The organism is Pseudomonas sp. TUM25319 (genome assembly GCF_056388475.1).
On record NZ_CM150751.1, the window covers coordinates 228,308 to 244,517 of the forward strand.

At 60.1% G+C, this 16,210-nt stretch carries 15 protein-coding genes and 1 pseudogene; 15 read left to right on the top strand and 1 reads right to left on the bottom strand.

Annotated elements, in window-relative coordinates:
- The first annotated feature begins 6 nt into the window (after positions 1-6).
- The 15 genes and pseudogenes from AC05QJ_RS01035 to AC05QJ_RS01105 all read left to right on the top strand — a co-directional run bounded on the left by AC05QJ_RS01035 (position 7) and on the right by AC05QJ_RS01105 (position 14,652).
- Entirely contained in the window at positions 7-879 is an 873-nt protein-coding gene (locus tag AC05QJ_RS01035) for a ParB/RepB/Spo0J family partition protein (protein WP_476745163.1), read from the top strand.
- Positions 880-1,028: 149 nt separating this feature from the next.
- Positions 1,029-1,436 (top strand): F0F1 ATP synthase subunit I, encoded by a 408-nt coding sequence (locus AC05QJ_RS01040; protein WP_476745164.1) that lies wholly within the window; start codon positions 1,029-1,031, stop codon positions 1,434-1,436.
- A 16-nt stretch (positions 1,437-1,452) separates the two neighbouring features.
- Positions 1,453-2,322, top strand: coding sequence for a F0F1 ATP synthase subunit A (gene atpB / locus AC05QJ_RS01045; protein ID WP_476745165.1), 870 nt, complete (start codon positions 1,453-1,455; stop codon positions 2,320-2,322).
- Between the two features lie 146 nt (positions 2,323-2,468).
- Positions 2,469-2,726 carry a F0F1 ATP synthase subunit C gene (gene atpE, locus AC05QJ_RS01050; RefSeq protein WP_003097235.1) on the top strand — a complete coding sequence of 86 codons (258 nt, stop codon included), beginning with the start codon at positions 2,469-2,471 and terminating at the stop codon, positions 2,724-2,726.
- Between the two features lie 57 nt (positions 2,727-2,783).
- On the top strand, positions 2,784-3,254 hold the full coding sequence (locus tag AC05QJ_RS01055) for a F0F1 ATP synthase subunit B (RefSeq protein ID WP_009402529.1): 471 nt from the start codon (positions 2,784-2,786) through the stop codon (positions 3,252-3,254).
- Positions 3,255-3,266: 12 nt separating this feature from the next.
- A complete protein-coding gene (locus AC05QJ_RS01060) occupies positions 3,267-3,803 on the top strand; it encodes a F0F1 ATP synthase subunit delta (protein WP_476745166.1) in 537 nt (178 codons plus the stop codon).
- A gap of 21 nt (positions 3,804-3,824) precedes the next feature.
- Positions 3,825-5,369 carry a F0F1 ATP synthase subunit alpha gene (gene atpA / locus AC05QJ_RS01065; protein ID WP_009402524.1) on the top strand — a complete coding sequence of 515 codons (1,545 nt, stop codon included), beginning with the start codon at positions 3,825-3,827 and terminating at the stop codon, positions 5,367-5,369.
- A 50-nt stretch (positions 5,370-5,419) separates the two neighbouring features.
- Positions 5,420-6,280 (top strand): F0F1 ATP synthase subunit gamma, encoded by an 861-nt coding sequence (gene atpG, locus AC05QJ_RS01070; RefSeq protein ID WP_009402522.1) that lies wholly within the window; start codon positions 5,420-5,422, stop codon positions 6,278-6,280.
- 27 nt (positions 6,281-6,307) lie between these two features.
- Positions 6,308-7,684, top strand: a complete 1,377-nt coding sequence (gene atpD / locus AC05QJ_RS01075) for a F0F1 ATP synthase subunit beta (RefSeq protein WP_476745167.1) — start codon at positions 6,308-6,310, stop codon at positions 7,682-7,684.
- 44 nt (positions 7,685-7,728) lie between these two features.
- Positions 7,729-8,145 (top strand): F0F1 ATP synthase subunit epsilon, encoded by a 417-nt coding sequence (locus AC05QJ_RS01080; protein ID WP_476745168.1) that lies wholly within the window; start codon positions 7,729-7,731, stop codon positions 8,143-8,145.
- A gap of 121 nt (positions 8,146-8,266) precedes the next feature.
- Complete coding sequence (gene glmU / locus AC05QJ_RS01085; protein ID WP_476745169.1) at positions 8,267-9,634, top strand: bifunctional UDP-N-acetylglucosamine diphosphorylase/glucosamine-1-phosphate N-acetyltransferase GlmU; 1,368 nt, start codon at positions 8,267-8,269, stop codon at positions 9,632-9,634.
- 196 nt (positions 9,635-9,830) lie between these two features.
- A complete protein-coding gene (locus tag AC05QJ_RS01090) occupies positions 9,831-10,607 on the top strand; it encodes a DeoR/GlpR family DNA-binding transcription regulator (RefSeq protein ID WP_476745170.1) in 777 nt (258 codons plus the stop codon).
- Between the two features lie 3 nt (positions 10,608-10,610).
- Positions 10,611-12,446, top strand: coding sequence for a glutamine--fructose-6-phosphate transaminase (isomerizing) (gene glmS, locus AC05QJ_RS01095; RefSeq protein ID WP_476745171.1), 1,836 nt, complete (start codon positions 10,611-10,613; stop codon positions 12,444-12,446).
- Positions 12,447-12,714: 268 nt separating this feature from the next.
- Positions 12,715-13,797: pseudogene (locus AC05QJ_RS01100) on the top strand (cache domain-containing protein); the annotation flags it as partial.
- Positions 13,798-13,884: 87 nt separating this feature from the next.
- Positions 13,885-14,652, top strand: coding sequence for a methyl-accepting chemotaxis protein (locus AC05QJ_RS01105; RefSeq protein WP_476747844.1), 768 nt, complete (start codon positions 13,885-13,887; stop codon positions 14,650-14,652).
- Positions 14,653-14,711: 59 nt separating this feature from the next.
- On the opposite strand, the gene lpdA is transcribed toward AC05QJ_RS01105, so the two are convergent.
- The gene (gene lpdA, locus AC05QJ_RS01110; RefSeq protein WP_476745172.1) at positions 14,712-16,112 is read right to left on the bottom strand and encodes a dihydrolipoyl dehydrogenase; all 1,401 of its coding nucleotides are present in this window, start codon (positions 16,110-16,112) and stop codon (positions 14,712-14,714) included.
- Between the last annotated feature and the right edge of the window lie 98 nt (positions 16,113-16,210).

The following is a 16,210-nucleotide window of genomic DNA, read 5'->3' on the forward strand; positions in this document are numbered from 1 at the left end:
ATCCGCATGGCCGTCAAGAAACGGGGTCTCGGACGTGGGTTGGATGCACTGTTGAGTGGTCCGACCGTCAGCGCGCTCGAAGAGCAGGCTGTAAAGGTCGACAAGAAAGAACTGCAACACCTGCCGCTGGACCTGATCCAGCGCGGCAAATACCAGCCACGCCGGGACATGGACCCGCAGGCGCTGGAAGAGCTCGCCCAGTCCATCAAGGGCCAGGGCGTCATGCAGCCGATCGTGGTTCGCCCGATCGACGGCGAGCGCTACGAGATCATCGCCGGTGAGCGACGCTGGCGCGCGAGCCAGCAAGCCGGGCTGGATACCATTCCGGCCATGGTGCGCGATGTGCCGGACGAAGCGGCCATCGCCATGGCGCTGATCGAGAATATCCAGCGTGAAGACCTCAACCCGGTCGAGGAAGCGATCGCGCTGCAGCGCCTGCAGACCGAATTCCAGCTGACCCAGCAACAGGTCGCCGATGCGGTAGGCAAGTCGCGGGTGACCGTGGCCAACCTGCTGCGGCTGATCTCCCTGCCGGACGTGATCAAGACCATGCTGTCCCATGGCGATCTGGAAATGGGGCACGCCCGCGCATTGCTCGGTTTGCCCGAAGAACAGCAGGTTGACGGGGCGCGACACGTTGTCGCACGCGGTCTGACCGTGCGCCAGACCGAAGCGCTGGTTCGCCAGTGGCTCAACGGCAAGCCTGAACCGGTGGAAACTGCCAAACCTGATCCGGACATTACCCGCCTGGAACAGCGTCTGGCCGAGCGTTTGGGCTCCTCCGTACAGATTCGCCACGGTAACAAGGGCAAGGGCCAGTTAGTTATTCGGTACAACTCGTTAGATGAGTTGCAGGGCGTCCTTGCTCACATCCGCTGAAACAATTCCCTTTGTAGCGCGTAGTCGGAAATCACTACCCGGCAGTTGAATAGGGGTTAAACCGCCCCTATACTCTGCGCGCATTTTGTCGGCACAAATTATGCCAAGTCATAGTTGACTGGTTGGCCGACTTCAGGGGAGCAGTTTTGATGGAAACCCGCACGCCAAACCGCCTGCCTTTCCATCGCTGGGCGGTTTTCCCGGTACTGGCAACCCAATGTGTCGTGTTTCTGTTGGCAGCTTTGGCTTTATGGCAGTGGCGCGGGACAGTCAGCGGATATTCGGGCCTCTGCGGAGGACTGATCGCCTGGCTACCGAATCTGTACTTCGCCTGGAAGGCGTTCCGGTTTACCGGAGCCAGGGCGGCCCAGGCCATCGTCAAGTCGTTCTACGCAGGCGAGGCGGGCAAATTGATTTTGACGGCGGTGCTGTTCGCACTGACGTTCGCAGGAGTGAAGCCATTGGCGCCATTAGCAGTATTCGGCGTCTTCTTGCTGACCCAACTGGTCAGCTGGTTCGCGCCCCTGCTGATGAAAACAAGACTTTCGAGACCTTAGGGCGTTTGAGGCAAACATGGCAGCAGAAACCGCTTCGGGCTATATCCAGCACCACTTGCAGAACCTGACCTTCGGTCAATTACCAGACGGCGGCTGGGGCTTTGCCCACACCGCAGCAGAAGCCAAGGCAATGGGCTTCTGGGCGTTCCATGTGGACACCCTGGGTTGGTCTTTCGGTCTGGGCCTGATCTTCATCCTTCTTTTCCGCGCAGCGGCGAAAAAAGCGACCTCCGGCCTGCCCGGCGGCCTGCAGAACTTCGTCGAGGTGCTGGTCGAGTTCGTCAATGGCAGCGTGAAGGACTCCTTCCACGGCCGTAGCGCAGTCATCGCGCCGCTGGCACTGACCATTTTCGTCTGGGTCTTCCTGATGAACGCCATCGACCTGGTTCCGGTCGACTGGATTCCTCAGCTGGCGATCCTGATCTCCGGTGATCCGCACATTCCGTTCCGTGCCGTTTCCACCACCGACCCGAACGCCACCCTGGCCATGGCCTTCTGCGTGTTCGCGCTGATCATTTTCTACAGCATCAAGGTCAAGGGCCTGGGCGGCTTCCTCGGTGAACTGACCCTGCACCCGTTCGGCAGCAAGAACATCTTCGTTCAGATCCTGCTGATCCCGGTCAACTTCCTGCTGGAATTCGTGACCCTGATCGCCAAGCCGATCTCCCTGGCACTGCGTCTGTTCGGCAACATGTACGCCGGCGAGCTGGTGTTCATCCTGATTGCCGTGATGTTCGGCGCCGGCCTGCTGTGGCTCAGCGGTCTGGGCATCGTGCTGCAATGGGCGTGGGCTGTGTTCCACATCCTGATCATCACCCTGCAAGCATTCATCTTCATGATGCTCACCATCGTCTACCTGTCGATGGCGCACGAAGATAACCATTAAGACCGCCTGGCGTGTCTGATGGGCCCTCTCGTCGGTACGAGAGAGGGCCGAAAAAGTCCGCAAGGGCACCGCTGTACGAAACGATTTTGTTTTACCGCTTCAAACTAAAAAACCTAACCAATACGACGTAAAAGTCGGGAGGAAAGATGGAAACTGTAGTTGGTCTTACCGCTATCGCTGTTGCTCTGCTGATCGGCCTGGGTGCTCTGGGTACCGCCATTGGTTTCGGCCTGCTGGGCGGCAAGTTCCTGGAAGGCGCTGCTCGCCAGCCAGAAATGGTTCCAATGCTGCAAGTTAAAATGTTCATCGTTGCCGGTCTGCTCGACGCCGTAACCATGATCGGTGTTGGTATCGCTCTGTTCTTCACCTTCGCGAACCCCTTCGTTGGTCAAATCGCTGGCTGATCACTCGTCTTTTCGAGTGGATTGGTGTGATAGACGAAGAACGAGCGAGGTGTTGGCGTGAACATTAATGCAACCCTGATTGGTCAGTCCCTTGCGTTCTTGATTTTCGTGGTTTTCTGCATGAAGTTTGTATGGCCTCCGGTCATCGCAGCTCTGCAAGAACGTCAAAAGAAGATCGCGGACGGACTGGACGCTGCCAACCGAGCAGCTCGCGACCTGGAGCTGGCCCAAGACAAAGCGGGTCAGCAACTGCGCGAAGCTAAAGCTCAAGCAGCCGAAATCATTGAGCAAGCCAAGAAACGCGGTGCTCAGATCGTCGAAGAGGCCCGTGATCAGGCCCGCGTCGAAGCTGACCGTGTGAAGGCTCAGGCTCAAGCCGAGATCGAGCAGGAAATTAACAGCGTCAAAGACGCGCTGCGCGCCCAAGTGGGTAGCCTGGCCGTTGGCGGTGCTGAAAAAATCCTTGGCGCCACAATCGATCAAAACGCGCATGCGGAGCTGGTTAACAAACTGGCCGCTGAAATTTAAGCGAGGGCGATCATGGCAGAACTGACCACGTTGGCCCGACCTTACGCTAAGGCTGCCTTTGAGCACGCCCAGGCCCAGCAGCAACTGGCCAATTGGTCAGCCATGCTCGGCCTGGCTGCTGCGGTGTCGCAAGACGACACCATGCAGCGCCTGCTCAAGGCCCCGCGACTGACGAGCGCAGACAAGGCCGCCACGTTCATTGACGTGTGCGGTGACAAGTTCAATGCACAGGCACAGAATTTCATTCGTGTTGCCGCGGAAAACGACCGTCTCCAGCTGTTGCCGGAGATTTCGGCTCTGTTCGACCTGTACAAGGCAGAACAAGAGAAATCCGTGGACGTGGAAGTCACCAGTGCTTTTGCGTTGAACCAAGAACAGCAAGACAAACTCGCCAAGGTTCTCAGTGCACGGCTCAGCCGGGAAGTGCGCCTGCATGCGACGGAGGATGCCTCCCTGATCGGTGGTGTCGTGATCCGCGCCGGCGACCTGGTAATCGATGGCTCCGTTCGCGGCAAACTCGCGAAACTGGCCGAAGCATTGAAATCTTGAGTTTGAAGGGGCAGCAGAGCAATGCAGCAACTCAATCCTTCCGAAATTAGTGAAATCATCAAGGGCCGCATCGAGAATCTCGATGTAGCCTCCCAAGCCCGCAACGAAGGTACTGTCGTCAGCGTTTCTGACGGCATCGTGCGGATTCACGGTCTGGCCGACGTCATGTACGGCGAAATGATCGAGTTTCCAGGCGGCGTCTACGGTATGGCCCTCAACCTGGAGCAAGACTCCGTTGGTGCGGTAGTACTGGGCGCCTACGACACCCTCGCCGAAGGCATGAGCGCCAAGTGCACCGGCCGCATCCTGGAAGTTCCTGTTGGTAAGGAACTGCTGGGTCGCGTCGTTGACGCACTGGGCAACCCAATCGACGGCAAAGGCCCGCTGGGCAACACCGAGACCGACGCGGTCGAGAAAGTTGCTCCAGGCGTGATCTGGCGTAAATCGGTAGACCAGCCTGTACAGACTGGCTACAAATCCGTCGACGCCATGATCCCTGTCGGCCGTGGTCAGCGTGAGCTGATCATCGGCGACCGTCAGATCGGCAAGACCGCCATGGCCATCGACGCCATCATCAACCAGAAAGACTCCGGTATTTTCTGCGTTTATGTTGCTGTCGGCCAGAAGCGTTCCACCGTTGCCAACATCGTTCGCAAGCTGGAAGAAAACGGCGCCCTGGCCAACACCATCGTGGTGGTTGCCAGTGCTTCGGAATCCGCCGCACTGCAATTCCTGGCGCCATACGCCGGTTGCACCATGGGCGAATTCTTCCGCGACCGCGGTGAAGACGCGCTGATCGTGTACGACGACCTGTCCAAGCAAGCCGTTGCCTACCGTCAGATCTCCCTGCTGCTGCGCCGTCCACCAGGACGTGAAGCGTACCCAGGTGACGTGTTCTATCTCCACTCCCGTCTGCTGGAGCGTGCATCGCGCGTTTCCGAAGAGTACGTCGAGAAGTTCACCAACGGTGCTGTAACTGGCAAGACCGGTTCCCTGACCGCACTGCCGATCATCGAAACCCAGGCGGGCGACGTTTCCGCGTTCGTTCCGACCAACGTGATCTCCATCACCGACGGTCAGATCTTCCTGGAATCGGCCATGTTCAACTCGGGCATCCGCCCTGCAGTGAACGCCGGTGTTTCGGTATCCCGTGTGGGTGGTGCCGCTCAGACCAAGATCATCAAGAAGCTTTCCGGTGGTATCCGTACCGCTCTGGCTCAGTACCGTGAACTGGCGGCCTTCGCCCAGTTCGCTTCTGACCTGGACGAAGCCACCCGCAAGCAGCTCGAGCACGGTCAACGTGTTACCGAGCTGATGAAGCAGAAGCAATACGCTCCAATGTCCATCGCTGACATGGCGCTGTCGCTGTATGCCGCTGAGCGTGGGTTCCTGACCGACGTTGAAATCGCCAAGATCGGCAGCTTCGAACAAGCGCTGATTGCTTACTTCAACCGTGATCACGCCGACCTGATGGCGAAGATCAACGTGAAGGGTGACTTCAACGACGAAATCGACGCTGGCATCAAAGCCGGTATCGAGAAGTTCAAGGCCACCCAAACCTGGTAAGCCGCAGCGGGGGCCTTGCAGCCCCCGCTTGCTAACCTGATAGGTGTTACATGGCAGGCGCAAAAGAGATTCGCAGTAAGATTGCGAGCATCAAAAGCACGCAAAAAATTACCAGCGCCATGGAAAAAGTGGCGGTCAGCAAGATGCGCAAGGCTCAAATGCGCATGTCTGCTAGCCGTCCCTACGCGGAGCGCATCCGCCAGGTGATTGGTCATCTGGCCAACGCCAACCCGGAATACCGCCACCCGTTCATGATCGAGCGCCCTGTAAAGCGCGCCGGTTATATCGTGGTGAGCAGTGACCGTGGTCTGTGCGGTGGCTTGAACACCAACCTGTTCAAGGCCCTGGTCAAGGACATGGCGGTAAACCGCGAGCAAGGCGTCGAGATCGACCTGTGCGTGATCGGCAGCAAGGGTGCGGCGTTCTTCCGCAGCTTCGGCGGCAACGTCGTTGCAGCGATCAGCCACCTGGGCGAAGAGCCATCGATCAATGATCTGATCGGTTCCGTCAAGGTCATGCTGGACGCTTACCTGGACGGTCGTATCGACCGCCTGTCCGTGGTATCGAACAAGTTCATCAATACCATGACGCAAACGCCGACGGTCGAGCAGTTGGTACCGTTGGTGGCAACCCCGGATCAAGAACTCAAGCACCACTGGGACTACCTCTACGAACCTGACGCCAAAGAGCTGCTGGACGGCCTGATGGTGCGTTACGTGGAGTCGCAGGTTTACCAGGCGGTGGTCGAGAACAACGCGGCTGAACAAGCTGCCCGGATGATCGCAATGAAAAACGCCACCGACAACGCCGGTGATCTGATCAGCGAATTGCAGCTGATCTACAACAAGGCGCGTCAGGCTGCGATCACCCAAGAGATCTCGGAAATCGTCGGCGGCGCTGCCGCGGTTTAACGGTTCAAATATTCAGAGGATCCAGCTATGAGTAGCGGACGTATCGTTCAAATCATCGGCGCCGTCATCGACGTGGAGTTTCCACGTGACGTCGTTCCGAATGTCTATAGCGCGCTGAAAGTACAAGGCGCGGAAACCACTCTGGAAGTTCAGCAGCAGCTGGGCGACGGCGTGGTTCGTACCATTGCGATGGGTTCGACCGAAGGCTTGAAGCGCGGTCTGGACGTTGTCGACACCAAGGCTCCTATCTCGGTACCGGTCGGTAAAGCGACCCTGGGCCGTATCATGGACGTTCTGGGCAACCCGATCGACGAAGCTGGCCCGATCGGTGAAGAAGAGCGCTGGGGTATCCACCGCCAGGCACCTTCCTTCGCTGACCAGGCAGGCGGCAACGACCTGCTGGAAACCGGCATCAAGGTTATCGACCTGGTTTGCCCGTTCGCCAAGGGCGGTAAAGTCGGTCTGTTCGGTGGTGCCGGTGTAGGCAAGACCGTAAACATGATGGAACTGATCCGTAACATCGCCATCGAGCACAGCGGTTACTCCGTGTTCGCCGGTGTGGGTGAGCGTACTCGTGAGGGTAACGACTTCTACCACGAGATGAAGGATTCCAACGTACTGGACAAGGTTGCCCTGGTTTACGGCCAAATGAACGAGCCACCAGGAAACCGTCTGCGCGTAGCGCTGACCGGCCTGACCATGGCCGAGAAGTTCCGTGACGAAGGTAACGACGTTCTGCTGTTCGTCGACAACATCTACCGTTACACCCTGGCCGGTACCGAAGTATCCGCACTGCTGGGCCGTATGCCTTCGGCAGTAGGTTACCAGCCGACCCTGGCTGAAGAGATGGGCGTTCTGCAAGAGCGTATCACTTCGACCAAGGAAGGCTCGATCACCTCGATCCAGGCCGTATACGTACCTGCGGACGACCTGACCGACCCGTCGCCAGCGACCACCTTCGCCCACTTGGACGCCACCGTCGTACTGTCCCGTGACATCGCTTCCCTGGGTATCTACCCGGCGGTTGACCCACTGGACTCGACTTCCCGTCAGCTGGACCCTCTGGTGATCGGTACCGAGCACTACGAGACCGCTCGCGGCGTTCAGTATGTTCTGCAGCGCTACAAAGAGCTGAAGGACATCATCGCGATCCTGGGTATGGACGAGCTGTCCGAGACCGACAAGCAACTGGTTGCCCGTGCTCGTAAGATCCAGCGCTTCCTGTCCCAGCCGTTCTTCGTGGCAGAAGTCTTCACCGGTTCTCCAGGCAAATACGTTTCCCTGAAAGACACCATCGCTGGCTTCAGCGGCATCCTCAAAGGTGACTACGACCACCTGCCAGAACAAGCGTTCTACATGGTCGGCAGCATCGACGAAGCGATCGAGAAAGCCAAGAAACTGTAATCCCGGCGCCCCGAAAGGGGCGCTAATCAGGTCGAGGCAAGCAAATGGCTATGACAGTCCATTGCGATATCGTCAGCGCGGAAGGAGAGATCTTCTCCGGTCTGGTCGAGATGGTAGTTGCGCACGGCAACCTGGGTGATCTTGGTATCGCTCCAGGCCACGCGCCGCTGATTACCAATCTCAAGCCGGGTCCGATCACGCTGACCAAGCAAGGCGGCGCTCAAGAGGTGTACTACATCTCTGGCGGTTTCCTTGAGGTCCAGCCGAACATGGTCAAGGTTCTTGCCGATACCGTGCAACGTGCTGCTGACCTGGATGAAGCACAGGCTCAGGAAGCTCTCAAGGCTGCCGAGAATGCGCTGAATGCCAAAGGCGCGGACTTCGATTACAGTGCCGCCGCCGCACGTCTGGCCGAGGCCGCAGCCCAGCTGCGTACCGTCCAGCAAATGCGCAAGAAGTAATCCGGCTTCGCCGATCACTTCCGCCGCAATTGAGTTAAAGGGTAGCCTCGGCTACCCTTTTTCTTTTTCTGCATTATTCTCCCGGTCACATCGCTGACCACCCAGGATTGGTAGCCAGTCAATGTCTCTCGATATCGTTATTCTTGCTGCAGGCCAAGGCACTCGCATGCGTTCGGCGCTGCCCAAGGTACTGCACCCGGTCGCCGGCGACTCCATGCTCGGTCATGTTATCCACAGCGCTCGCCAACTCGAACCACAGGGTATTCACGTGGTGATTGGCCATGGTGCGGAGCTGGTGCGTGAGCGCCTTGCCGCTGATGACCTGAATTTCGTTCTCCAGGACAAACAACTCGGTACCGGCCATGCCGTCGCACAGGCGCTTCCGGCGCTGACCGCCGAAACCGTGCTGATCCTCTATGGCGATGTACCGCTGATCGAAGTCGAGACCCTCCAGCGCCTGCTGGCCAAGGTCGACGCGCAGCAGCTTGGCCTGCTTACCGTCACGCTCGACGACCCGACCGGTTACGGCCGCATCGTGCGTGACGATGCCGGCCGGGTGGCTGCGATCGTCGAGCACAAGGATGCGACAGACGCTCAGAAAGCGATTCCTGAAGGCAATACCGGCATTCTCGCCGTGCCAGGTGCGCGCCTGGCCGAGTGGCTGGGGCGCTTGTCCAACAACAACGCCCAGGGCGAGTACTACCTCACCGACGTGATCGCCATGGCGGTCGCCGATGGCCTGGTGGTCGCCACCGAGCAGCCGCTGGACCCGATGGAAGTGCAAGGCGCCAACGACCGCCGCCAACTGGCTGAACTGGAGCGTCACTACCAGTTCCGCGAAGCCCGCCGTCTGATGGCCCAAGGTGTGACCCTGCGCGACCCGGCGCGTTTCGACGTACGCGGTGAAGTCACTGTGGGTCGTGACGTGCTGATCGATATCAACGTGATTCTCGAAGGCCGTGTGGTGATCGAGGACGATGTCCAGATCGGCCCGAACTGCGTGATTCGCAACAGCACCTTGCGCAAGGGCGTGATCATCAAGGCCAACAGCCATATCGACGGTGCGGTGCTGGGCGAGGGCAGCGATGCCGGTCCGTTCGCTCGCCTGCGTCCGGGTAGCGTGCTGGAAGCCCGCGCCCATGTGGGTAACTTCGTCGAGCTGAAAAACGCCCACCTGGGTGAAGGCGCGAAGGCCGGTCATCTGACCTATCTGGGTGACGCCGAAATCGGCGCACGCACCAACATCGGTGCTGGCACCATCACCTGCAACTATGACGGTGCCAACAAGTTCAAGACCGTGCTGGGCGAAGACGTGTTCATCGGCTCGAACAACTCGCTGGTAGCCCCTGTGGATATCTGCGCCGGTGCGACCACGGCTGCCGGTTCGACCATCAACCAGAACGTCGAGGCTGGCCAACTCGCCGTAGCGCGGGCCCGCCAACGCAACATCGATGGCTGGAAACGCCCGAAGAAAATCAAGAAGGGCTGAGATATTCACAGCTGAAGAAAAGGCCGACCTGCATTGTGCATAAGTCGGCCTTTTTTATTGGTTGCTTTGCGTGTGGATAACCCCACGGTGTGGATAGTGTTATCCACATCACTTTTTTCAGTACCGGACTTGACCGCGCTTCGACATTGAGTTTTGATTGGCGTCACTATCTTTCGAATCGAAACTTAATAGCGAAATGTCGAAACGAAACACACCTCAGCGACGGCATAACATCCTTGCCTTGCTCAACGAGCAGGGAGAGGTCAGCGTGGACGAGTTGGCCCGGCGTTTCGAAACCTCCGAGGTCACGATTCGCAAGGATCTGGCAGCCCTCGAAGCCAACGGCCTGCTGCTGCGCCGTTATGGTGGGGCGGTGACCATGCCGCAAGAGCTGATCGCCGAGCAGACCCAGCCTGTTTCCCTCTATAAGAAAGCCATTGCCCGCGCCGCCGTGGCGCGGATTCGCGAGCATGCGCGGATCATCATCGACAGCGGCAGCACCACCGCCGCAATGATTCCCGAACTGGGCCAGCAGCCTGGCCTGGTGGTGATGACCAACTCCCTCAACGTCGCCCGGGCGCTGAGCGAGCTGGAGCACGAACCGGTCCTGTTGATGACCGGTGGCACCTGGGACCCGCATTCGGAGTCGTTCCAGGGCCAGGTGGCCGAGCAAGTGCTACGTTCATACGATTTCGACCAGCTCTTCATCGGTGCCGATGGCATCGATCTGGTTCGTGGTACCACCACCTTCAACGAACTGCTGGGCCTGAGCCGGGTCATGGCCGAGGTGGCCCGGGAAGTGATCGTGATGGTCGAGTCGGACAAGGTCGGGCGCAAGATCCCCAACCTGGAGCTGCCGTGGAGCAGCGTAAACACTCTTATTACCGATGATCGCCTGCCCCTTGAGGCACGTGAACAGATTGAAGCCCGCGGCATAAACGTGATTTGTGCCGCTATCAGCCAGGAGAATTGAGTCATGTGTGGAATTGTTGGCGCTGTCGCCGAGCGCAATATCACCGCCATTCTGATCGAAGGTCTGAAACGTCTTGAATACCGCGGCTACGACAGCGCCGGTCTGGCCGTTCTGACCCAACAGGGGGCTCTCGAACGCCGCCGTCGCATCGGCAAGGTCAGTGAATTGCAGGCCGCCGTTGTCGCTGATCCGCTGGCCGGCCAACTGGGCATTGCCCACACCCGTTGGGCCACCCATGGCGCCCCGACCGAGCACAACGCGCACCCGCATTTCTCCGGCAACGAACTGGCCGTGGTGCACAACGGCATCATCGAGAACCACGAAGTCCTGCGCGAGAACCTGAAGTCGCTGGGCTACGTTTTCAGCTCTGAAACCGACACCGAAGTGATCGTGCACCTGCTGCACCACACCCTGAAAACCACCCCGGATCTGGCCGACGCGCTCAAGGCCGTGGTCAAGCAGTTGCACGGTGCCTACGGCCTGGCCGTGATCAGCGCCAAGCAACCCGATCGCCTGATCGCTGCCCGCAGCGGCAGCCCGCTGGTAATCGGCCTGGGCCACGGCGAGAACTTCCTGGCGTCCGACCAACTGGCGCTGCGTCAGGTCACAGACCGCTTCATGTACCTGGAAGAGGGCGACATCGCCGAGATCCGCCGCGACCAGGTCAGCATCTGGGACCAGAGCGGCAAGCCGGTGCAGCGCGAGACCGTGCAGTACCACGAAGGCGCCGAAGCGGCGGACAAGGGCGAGTACCGTCACTTCATGCTCAAGGAAATCCACGAGCAGCCATCCGTGGTGCAGCGCACCCTGGAAGGTCGTCTGGGTAGCGATCATGTGCTGGTCCAGGCGTTCGGGCCGAAAGCCGCCGAACTGTTCGCCAAGGTACGCAATGTCCAGATCGTCGCCTGCGGCACCAGCTACCATGCCGGCATGGTCGCCCGTTACTGGCTGGAAGAGCTGGCCGGTATCCCTTGCCAGGTCGAAGTTGCCAGCGAATTCCGCTACCGCAAGGTAGTGGTGCAGCCGGACACCCTGTTCGTCTCCATTTCCCAGTCGGGCGAAACCGCCGATACCCTGGCCGCCCTGCGTAACGCCAAGGAACTGGGCTTCCTGGCCAGCCTGGCGATCTGCAACGTCGGTATCAGCTCGCTGGTACGCGAGTCCGACCTGACCCTGCTGACCATGGCCGGCCCGGAAATCGGCGTGGCCTCGACCAAAGCCTTCACCACTCAGTTGGTATCGCTGATGCTGCTGACCCTGTCGTTGGGTCAGGTGCGCGGTACCCTGGCTGCCGGTGTCGAGGCCGAACTGGTCGAACAGCTGCGCCGTCTGCCGGTTCGCCTGGGCGAAGCCCTGGCGATGGACGCTACGGTCGAGAAAATCTCCGAGCTGTTCGCTGACAAGCACCACACCCTGTTCCTTGGCCGTGGCGCGCAGTTCCCGGTGGCGATGGAAGGTGCACTCAAGCTCAAGGAAATTTCCTATATCCACGCCGAAGCCTACCCGGCAGGCGAGCTGAAGCACGGCCCGCTGGCGCTTGTGGATAACGACATGCCAGTGGTCACCGTTGCGCCGAACAACGAACTGCTGGAGAAGCTCAAATCCAACCTGCAGGAAGTCCGTGCTCGCGGCGGCCAACTGGTGGTCTTCGCCGATGAACAGGCCGGGATGAGCAATGGCGAAGGCACCCACGTCATTGCCATGCCGCACATCGCCGATGCGCTGGCACCGATCCTCTACACCATCCCACTGCAACTGCTGTCGTACTACGTTGCGGTGCTCAAGGGGACTGATGTCGATCAGCCGCGTAATCTGGCGAAATCGGTAACGGTCGAGTGAGCCTCATCCCGCGTTAAAACAGGCACGGGAGCGTCTTCCAGACGCTCCCGTGTTCTTTTCCGCTCCAGTAAATTCCCTCCCCAAACGCTTCTCCCGATTCCCCTTCGTTGAGGTCGCGAGAACCCTTGCGCCGGCAACATCAAATTGCCATTCTGCGCCTTGCTGAATCGTCCAGCAGAGCGGTTTCGCCCCAACGCCGCCGGACGAGAGGCAATCCCCAAGCCCCATGAGCAACGTACTCATGGCACGTCGTATCGGAAGCCTGCGAATGAATATAAAAACAAAGCTGACGTGTGCATTCGGCGTAATCGCCGTGATCCCGGTGGCGCTTATCGCCTGCCTGGTGGTTTACAACCTTAACGAACAGGCCAGGAGCGGTTTCGTCGATACGTCCAGCCGTGAGATCCGGCAGATCGACAACACGGTCAATGTCTTCCTCGATGCCATTGCGCAGAACGTCGCCCAGTGGGCGGACGATCCGCTGGTGGTCAATGCCAGGGATCTGAAGAACTACACCGGCGCCGATGCCCCAAGTACGCCATTGCCGGAGGGCAGTCGCCTGTTGCTGGAGCATTTCACCCGCTACGCCAAGGCTCATCCCACCACCGCGTTCGTCTCGATGGCCCGTAACGACGGCAGCTATGTGGCCTGGCCCGACGAGCCGGACCTGAAGAACTACGATCCGCGCAAACGCCCGTGGTATCAGCTGGGGGTCGCCAATCCAGGCAAGGTCTCTCGTACCAGCGCTTACCTGTGGGGCAACGAACCGCTGATTTGTACTGTACGCACGATACACGGCCCGTCCGGCGAGGTAGTCGGTGTGATGGGGACGGATGTGTCGCTTGAGCAATTGGCCGGGTTCATCGGCAAGACCAAGCTCGGCGAGAGTGGCTACCTGATGCTGGTGGAAGACACCGGTGCGGTGCTGGTGGACCCCAGCAATCCATCCCACGCCTTCAAGCAGCTCAAGGACCTGGGTGGCGACTACGGGTTGATCGCCAGCGCCAGCAAGGGCCTGATCGAAGTGGAACTGGGCGGCAAGCGCTACATGGCCAACGTCTGGACCTCGCCGACCCTGGGCTGGCGCTTTGTCGGCCTGATCGAGAAGAGCGAAGTCATGGCCGGTGTCACCAGCCTGACCTGGACCATCACGGCCATTGCCCTGGTGCTCGCCGGTCTGTTCGCGGTACTGGGCGCAGCGTTCGCCAATGTGATCGTCAACCCGATCAAAGGCGTGGCCGGCAGCCTGGAGGACATCGCCCAGGGTGAGGGCGATCTGACCCGTTCGCTGCAAGTGAAGGGCAGCGATGAAACCGCTGCGCTGGCGGGGTGGTTCAACCAGTTCGTGGAGCGGATCCGCGCACTGGTGCAGCGCATTGGCCACGCTTCGGCCGACTTGCAGAGCGCATCGGAAACCAATAGCCGCGTGGCCTCGGACATGGGCGATGCCACCGGGCGCCAGCGTCAGGCGGTGGAGTTGGTATCGACGGCCTTCAACGAAATGGTCGCCACGGCCAACGAAGTGGCCAAATCCTGCAGTGAGGCGGCATCGTCTGCCGATGCAGGCCAGCGTCAGGTCAGCGCCGGCCAGCAGCAGATCGAGCAGGCGACCAACAGCGTCACCCGCCTGAGCGAGAACCTGCTGCAGTCCACCGAGGCCATGCAGGAGCTGGAAAAGGAAAGCCAGGACATCAACACCATCCTCGGCACCATCCGTTCCATCGCAGAGCAGACCAACCTGCTGGCGCTGAACGCTGCCATCGAAGCGGCGCGGGCAGGCGAGCAGGGGCGTGGTTTTGCGGTGGTGGCGGATGAAGTCCGCGCTCTGGCCAAGCGTACCGCCGATTCAACCGGTGAAATCGATGGTCTGCTCGGCGGCCTGGCGCGTCGTGCCCAGGACGTCACCCAACAGATGCACAGCAGCCTGGATATGTCGCAGCAGAGCGTGAGCAGCATTCGCGAGGCGCGGGACAGCTTCGAGGACATCAAGGCATCGGTGGATGCGATTCGCGACCAGAGCAACCAGATCGCCACCGCGGCAGAAGAGCAGCATCAGGTGGCTGAAGATATCAACCAGCACATCGTGCAGATCCAGGCGGATGCGCAGTTGATCGAACAACTGGCTGGATCGGCGCAGGAGGATTCGCGGCAGTTGAACAAGCTGTCGCAGGAATTCCGAGGGTTGGTATCGCGCTTCAGGACTTGATTCCAGCGTCATCCGGACTGGCCTCATCGCTGGCGCGCCAGCGGTGAGGCCGCACAGGCTCAGATCTGCATGGCCATTCCGTCGACATTCATCGCGGCCTGACGCAGCGCTTCCGAGCGGGTCGGGTGCGGGTGGCAGATCAGTGCGATGTCCTCCGCCGACGCGGCGAACTCCATGGCCACGCAGTATTCCCCAATCATCTCGCTGACACTCGGGCCGACCAGGTGTACGCCCAGGACCTGGTCGGTCTCGGCGTCGGCAATGACTTTGGCGAATCCTTCCGTCTCATGGTTGATCTTGGCCCGGCTGTTGGCCATGAACGGGAATTTTCCGACCTTGTAGGCACGCCCTTCGGCCTTGAGCTGCTCCTCGGTCTTGCCGACGGTGGCCAGCTCCGGCTTGGTGTAGATAACGCCGGGGATCAGGCCATAGTTCACTTCGTGCGGTTTACCGTGGATGCGTTCGATACAGGCGATGGCTTCGTCTTCGGCCTTGTGCGCGAGCATCGGTCCGGAAGTGACATCGCCGATGACCCAGACGCCCGGTACGCTGGTGCGGTGGCCCTGGTTCTCGAGCATGCCGCGCTTGTCGGTCTGCAACCCGACGCTGTCCAGCCCCAGGCCTTCGGTGTACGGGCGACGGCCGATGGCGACCAGTACGTAGTCGGCCTGAAGCGTCTGGGCTTCGCCGCCGGCGGCGGGTTCCAGGGTCAGGCTGACGCCGTCGGCGGAAGGCGTGGCCTGGGTGACCTTGCTGCCCAGCTTGAAGGCCATGCCTTGCTTGGCCAGCGAGCGTTGCAGGGTCTTGGCGGTTTCTTCGTCGATGCCGGGGCAGATGCGGTCGAGGTATTCGATCACTGTGACTTCACTGCCCAGGCGACGCCAGACCGAGCCCAGCTCCAGACCGATGACGCCGGCACCGATGACCACCAGGTGCTTGGGCACCTGGGGTAGCGACAGCGCGCCGGTGGAGTCGATGATGCGCTGGTTGTCGATGGTCACGCCGGGCAGGGGAGTGGGCTCGGAACCGGTGGCGATGACGATGTCCTTGGCGCCGTATTCGCTGACGTTGCCCTGATCGTCGGTGACCTTCACCTTGCCGACGCCGTCCAGACGGCCCCAGCCCCTGATCCAGTCCACCTTGTTCTTGCGAAAGAGAAACTCGATGCCCTTGGTCAGGCCGGTCACGCTCTCTTCCTTCTGCTTCATCATCTGCGCCAGGTTGAGGCTTGGCTTGACCTCGATGCCGAGATGGGCAAGCTCGCCATTGCTGGCGGCCTCGAAGAGCTCCGACGCATGCAGCAGCGCCTTGGAAGGCATGCAGCCAACGTTCAGGCAGGTGCCGCCAAGGGTCGAGCGGCCTTCGATGCAGGCGACACTCATGCCCAGTTGACCGGCACGGATCGCGGCGTTGTAGCCGCCAGGGCCGCCGCCGATGATGATGACGTCGTAGCTTTTCATTGTTGTGCTCCCGGATGAAGAATCGAAAGTGGCGCAAAGATTAATCGGTCGGATGGCGAATTGTATACAATTTATCGGTTGCTCTCGCACAAAACCGA

Coding starts and splice junctions, on each gene's coding strand:
- AC05QJ_RS01035 (WP_476745163.1), top strand. CDS start 7: ATGGCCGTCAAGAAACGGGGTCTCGGACGTGGGTTGGATGCACTGTTG.
- AC05QJ_RS01040 (WP_476745164.1), top strand. CDS start 1,029: ATGGAAACCCGCACGCCAAACCGCCTGCCTTTCCATCGCTGGGCGGTT.
- atpB (WP_476745165.1), top strand. CDS start 1,453: ATGGCAGCAGAAACCGCTTCGGGCTATATCCAGCACCACTTGCAGAAC.
- atpE (WP_003097235.1), top strand. CDS start 2,469: ATGGAAACTGTAGTTGGTCTTACCGCTATCGCTGTTGCTCTGCTGATC.
- AC05QJ_RS01060 (WP_476745166.1), top strand. CDS start 3,267: ATGGCAGAACTGACCACGTTGGCCCGACCTTACGCTAAGGCTGCCTTT.
- atpA (WP_009402524.1), top strand. CDS start 3,825: ATGCAGCAACTCAATCCTTCCGAAATTAGTGAAATCATCAAGGGCCGC.
- atpG (WP_009402522.1), top strand. CDS start 5,420: ATGGCAGGCGCAAAAGAGATTCGCAGTAAGATTGCGAGCATCAAAAGC.
- atpD (WP_476745167.1), top strand. CDS start 6,308: ATGAGTAGCGGACGTATCGTTCAAATCATCGGCGCCGTCATCGACGTG.
- AC05QJ_RS01080 (WP_476745168.1), top strand. CDS start 7,729: ATGGCTATGACAGTCCATTGCGATATCGTCAGCGCGGAAGGAGAGATC.
- glmU (WP_476745169.1), top strand. CDS start 8,267: ATGTCTCTCGATATCGTTATTCTTGCTGCAGGCCAAGGCACTCGCATG.
- AC05QJ_RS01090 (WP_476745170.1), top strand. CDS start 9,831: ATGTCGAAACGAAACACACCTCAGCGACGGCATAACATCCTTGCCTTG.
- glmS (WP_476745171.1), top strand. CDS start 10,611: ATGTGTGGAATTGTTGGCGCTGTCGCCGAGCGCAATATCACCGCCATT.
- AC05QJ_RS01105 (WP_476747844.1), top strand. CDS start 13,885: ATGGGCGATGCCACCGGGCGCCAGCGTCAGGCGGTGGAGTTGGTATCG.
- lpdA (WP_476745172.1), bottom strand. CDS start 16,112: ATGAAAAGCTACGACGTCATCATCATCGGCGGCGGCCCTGGCGGCTAC.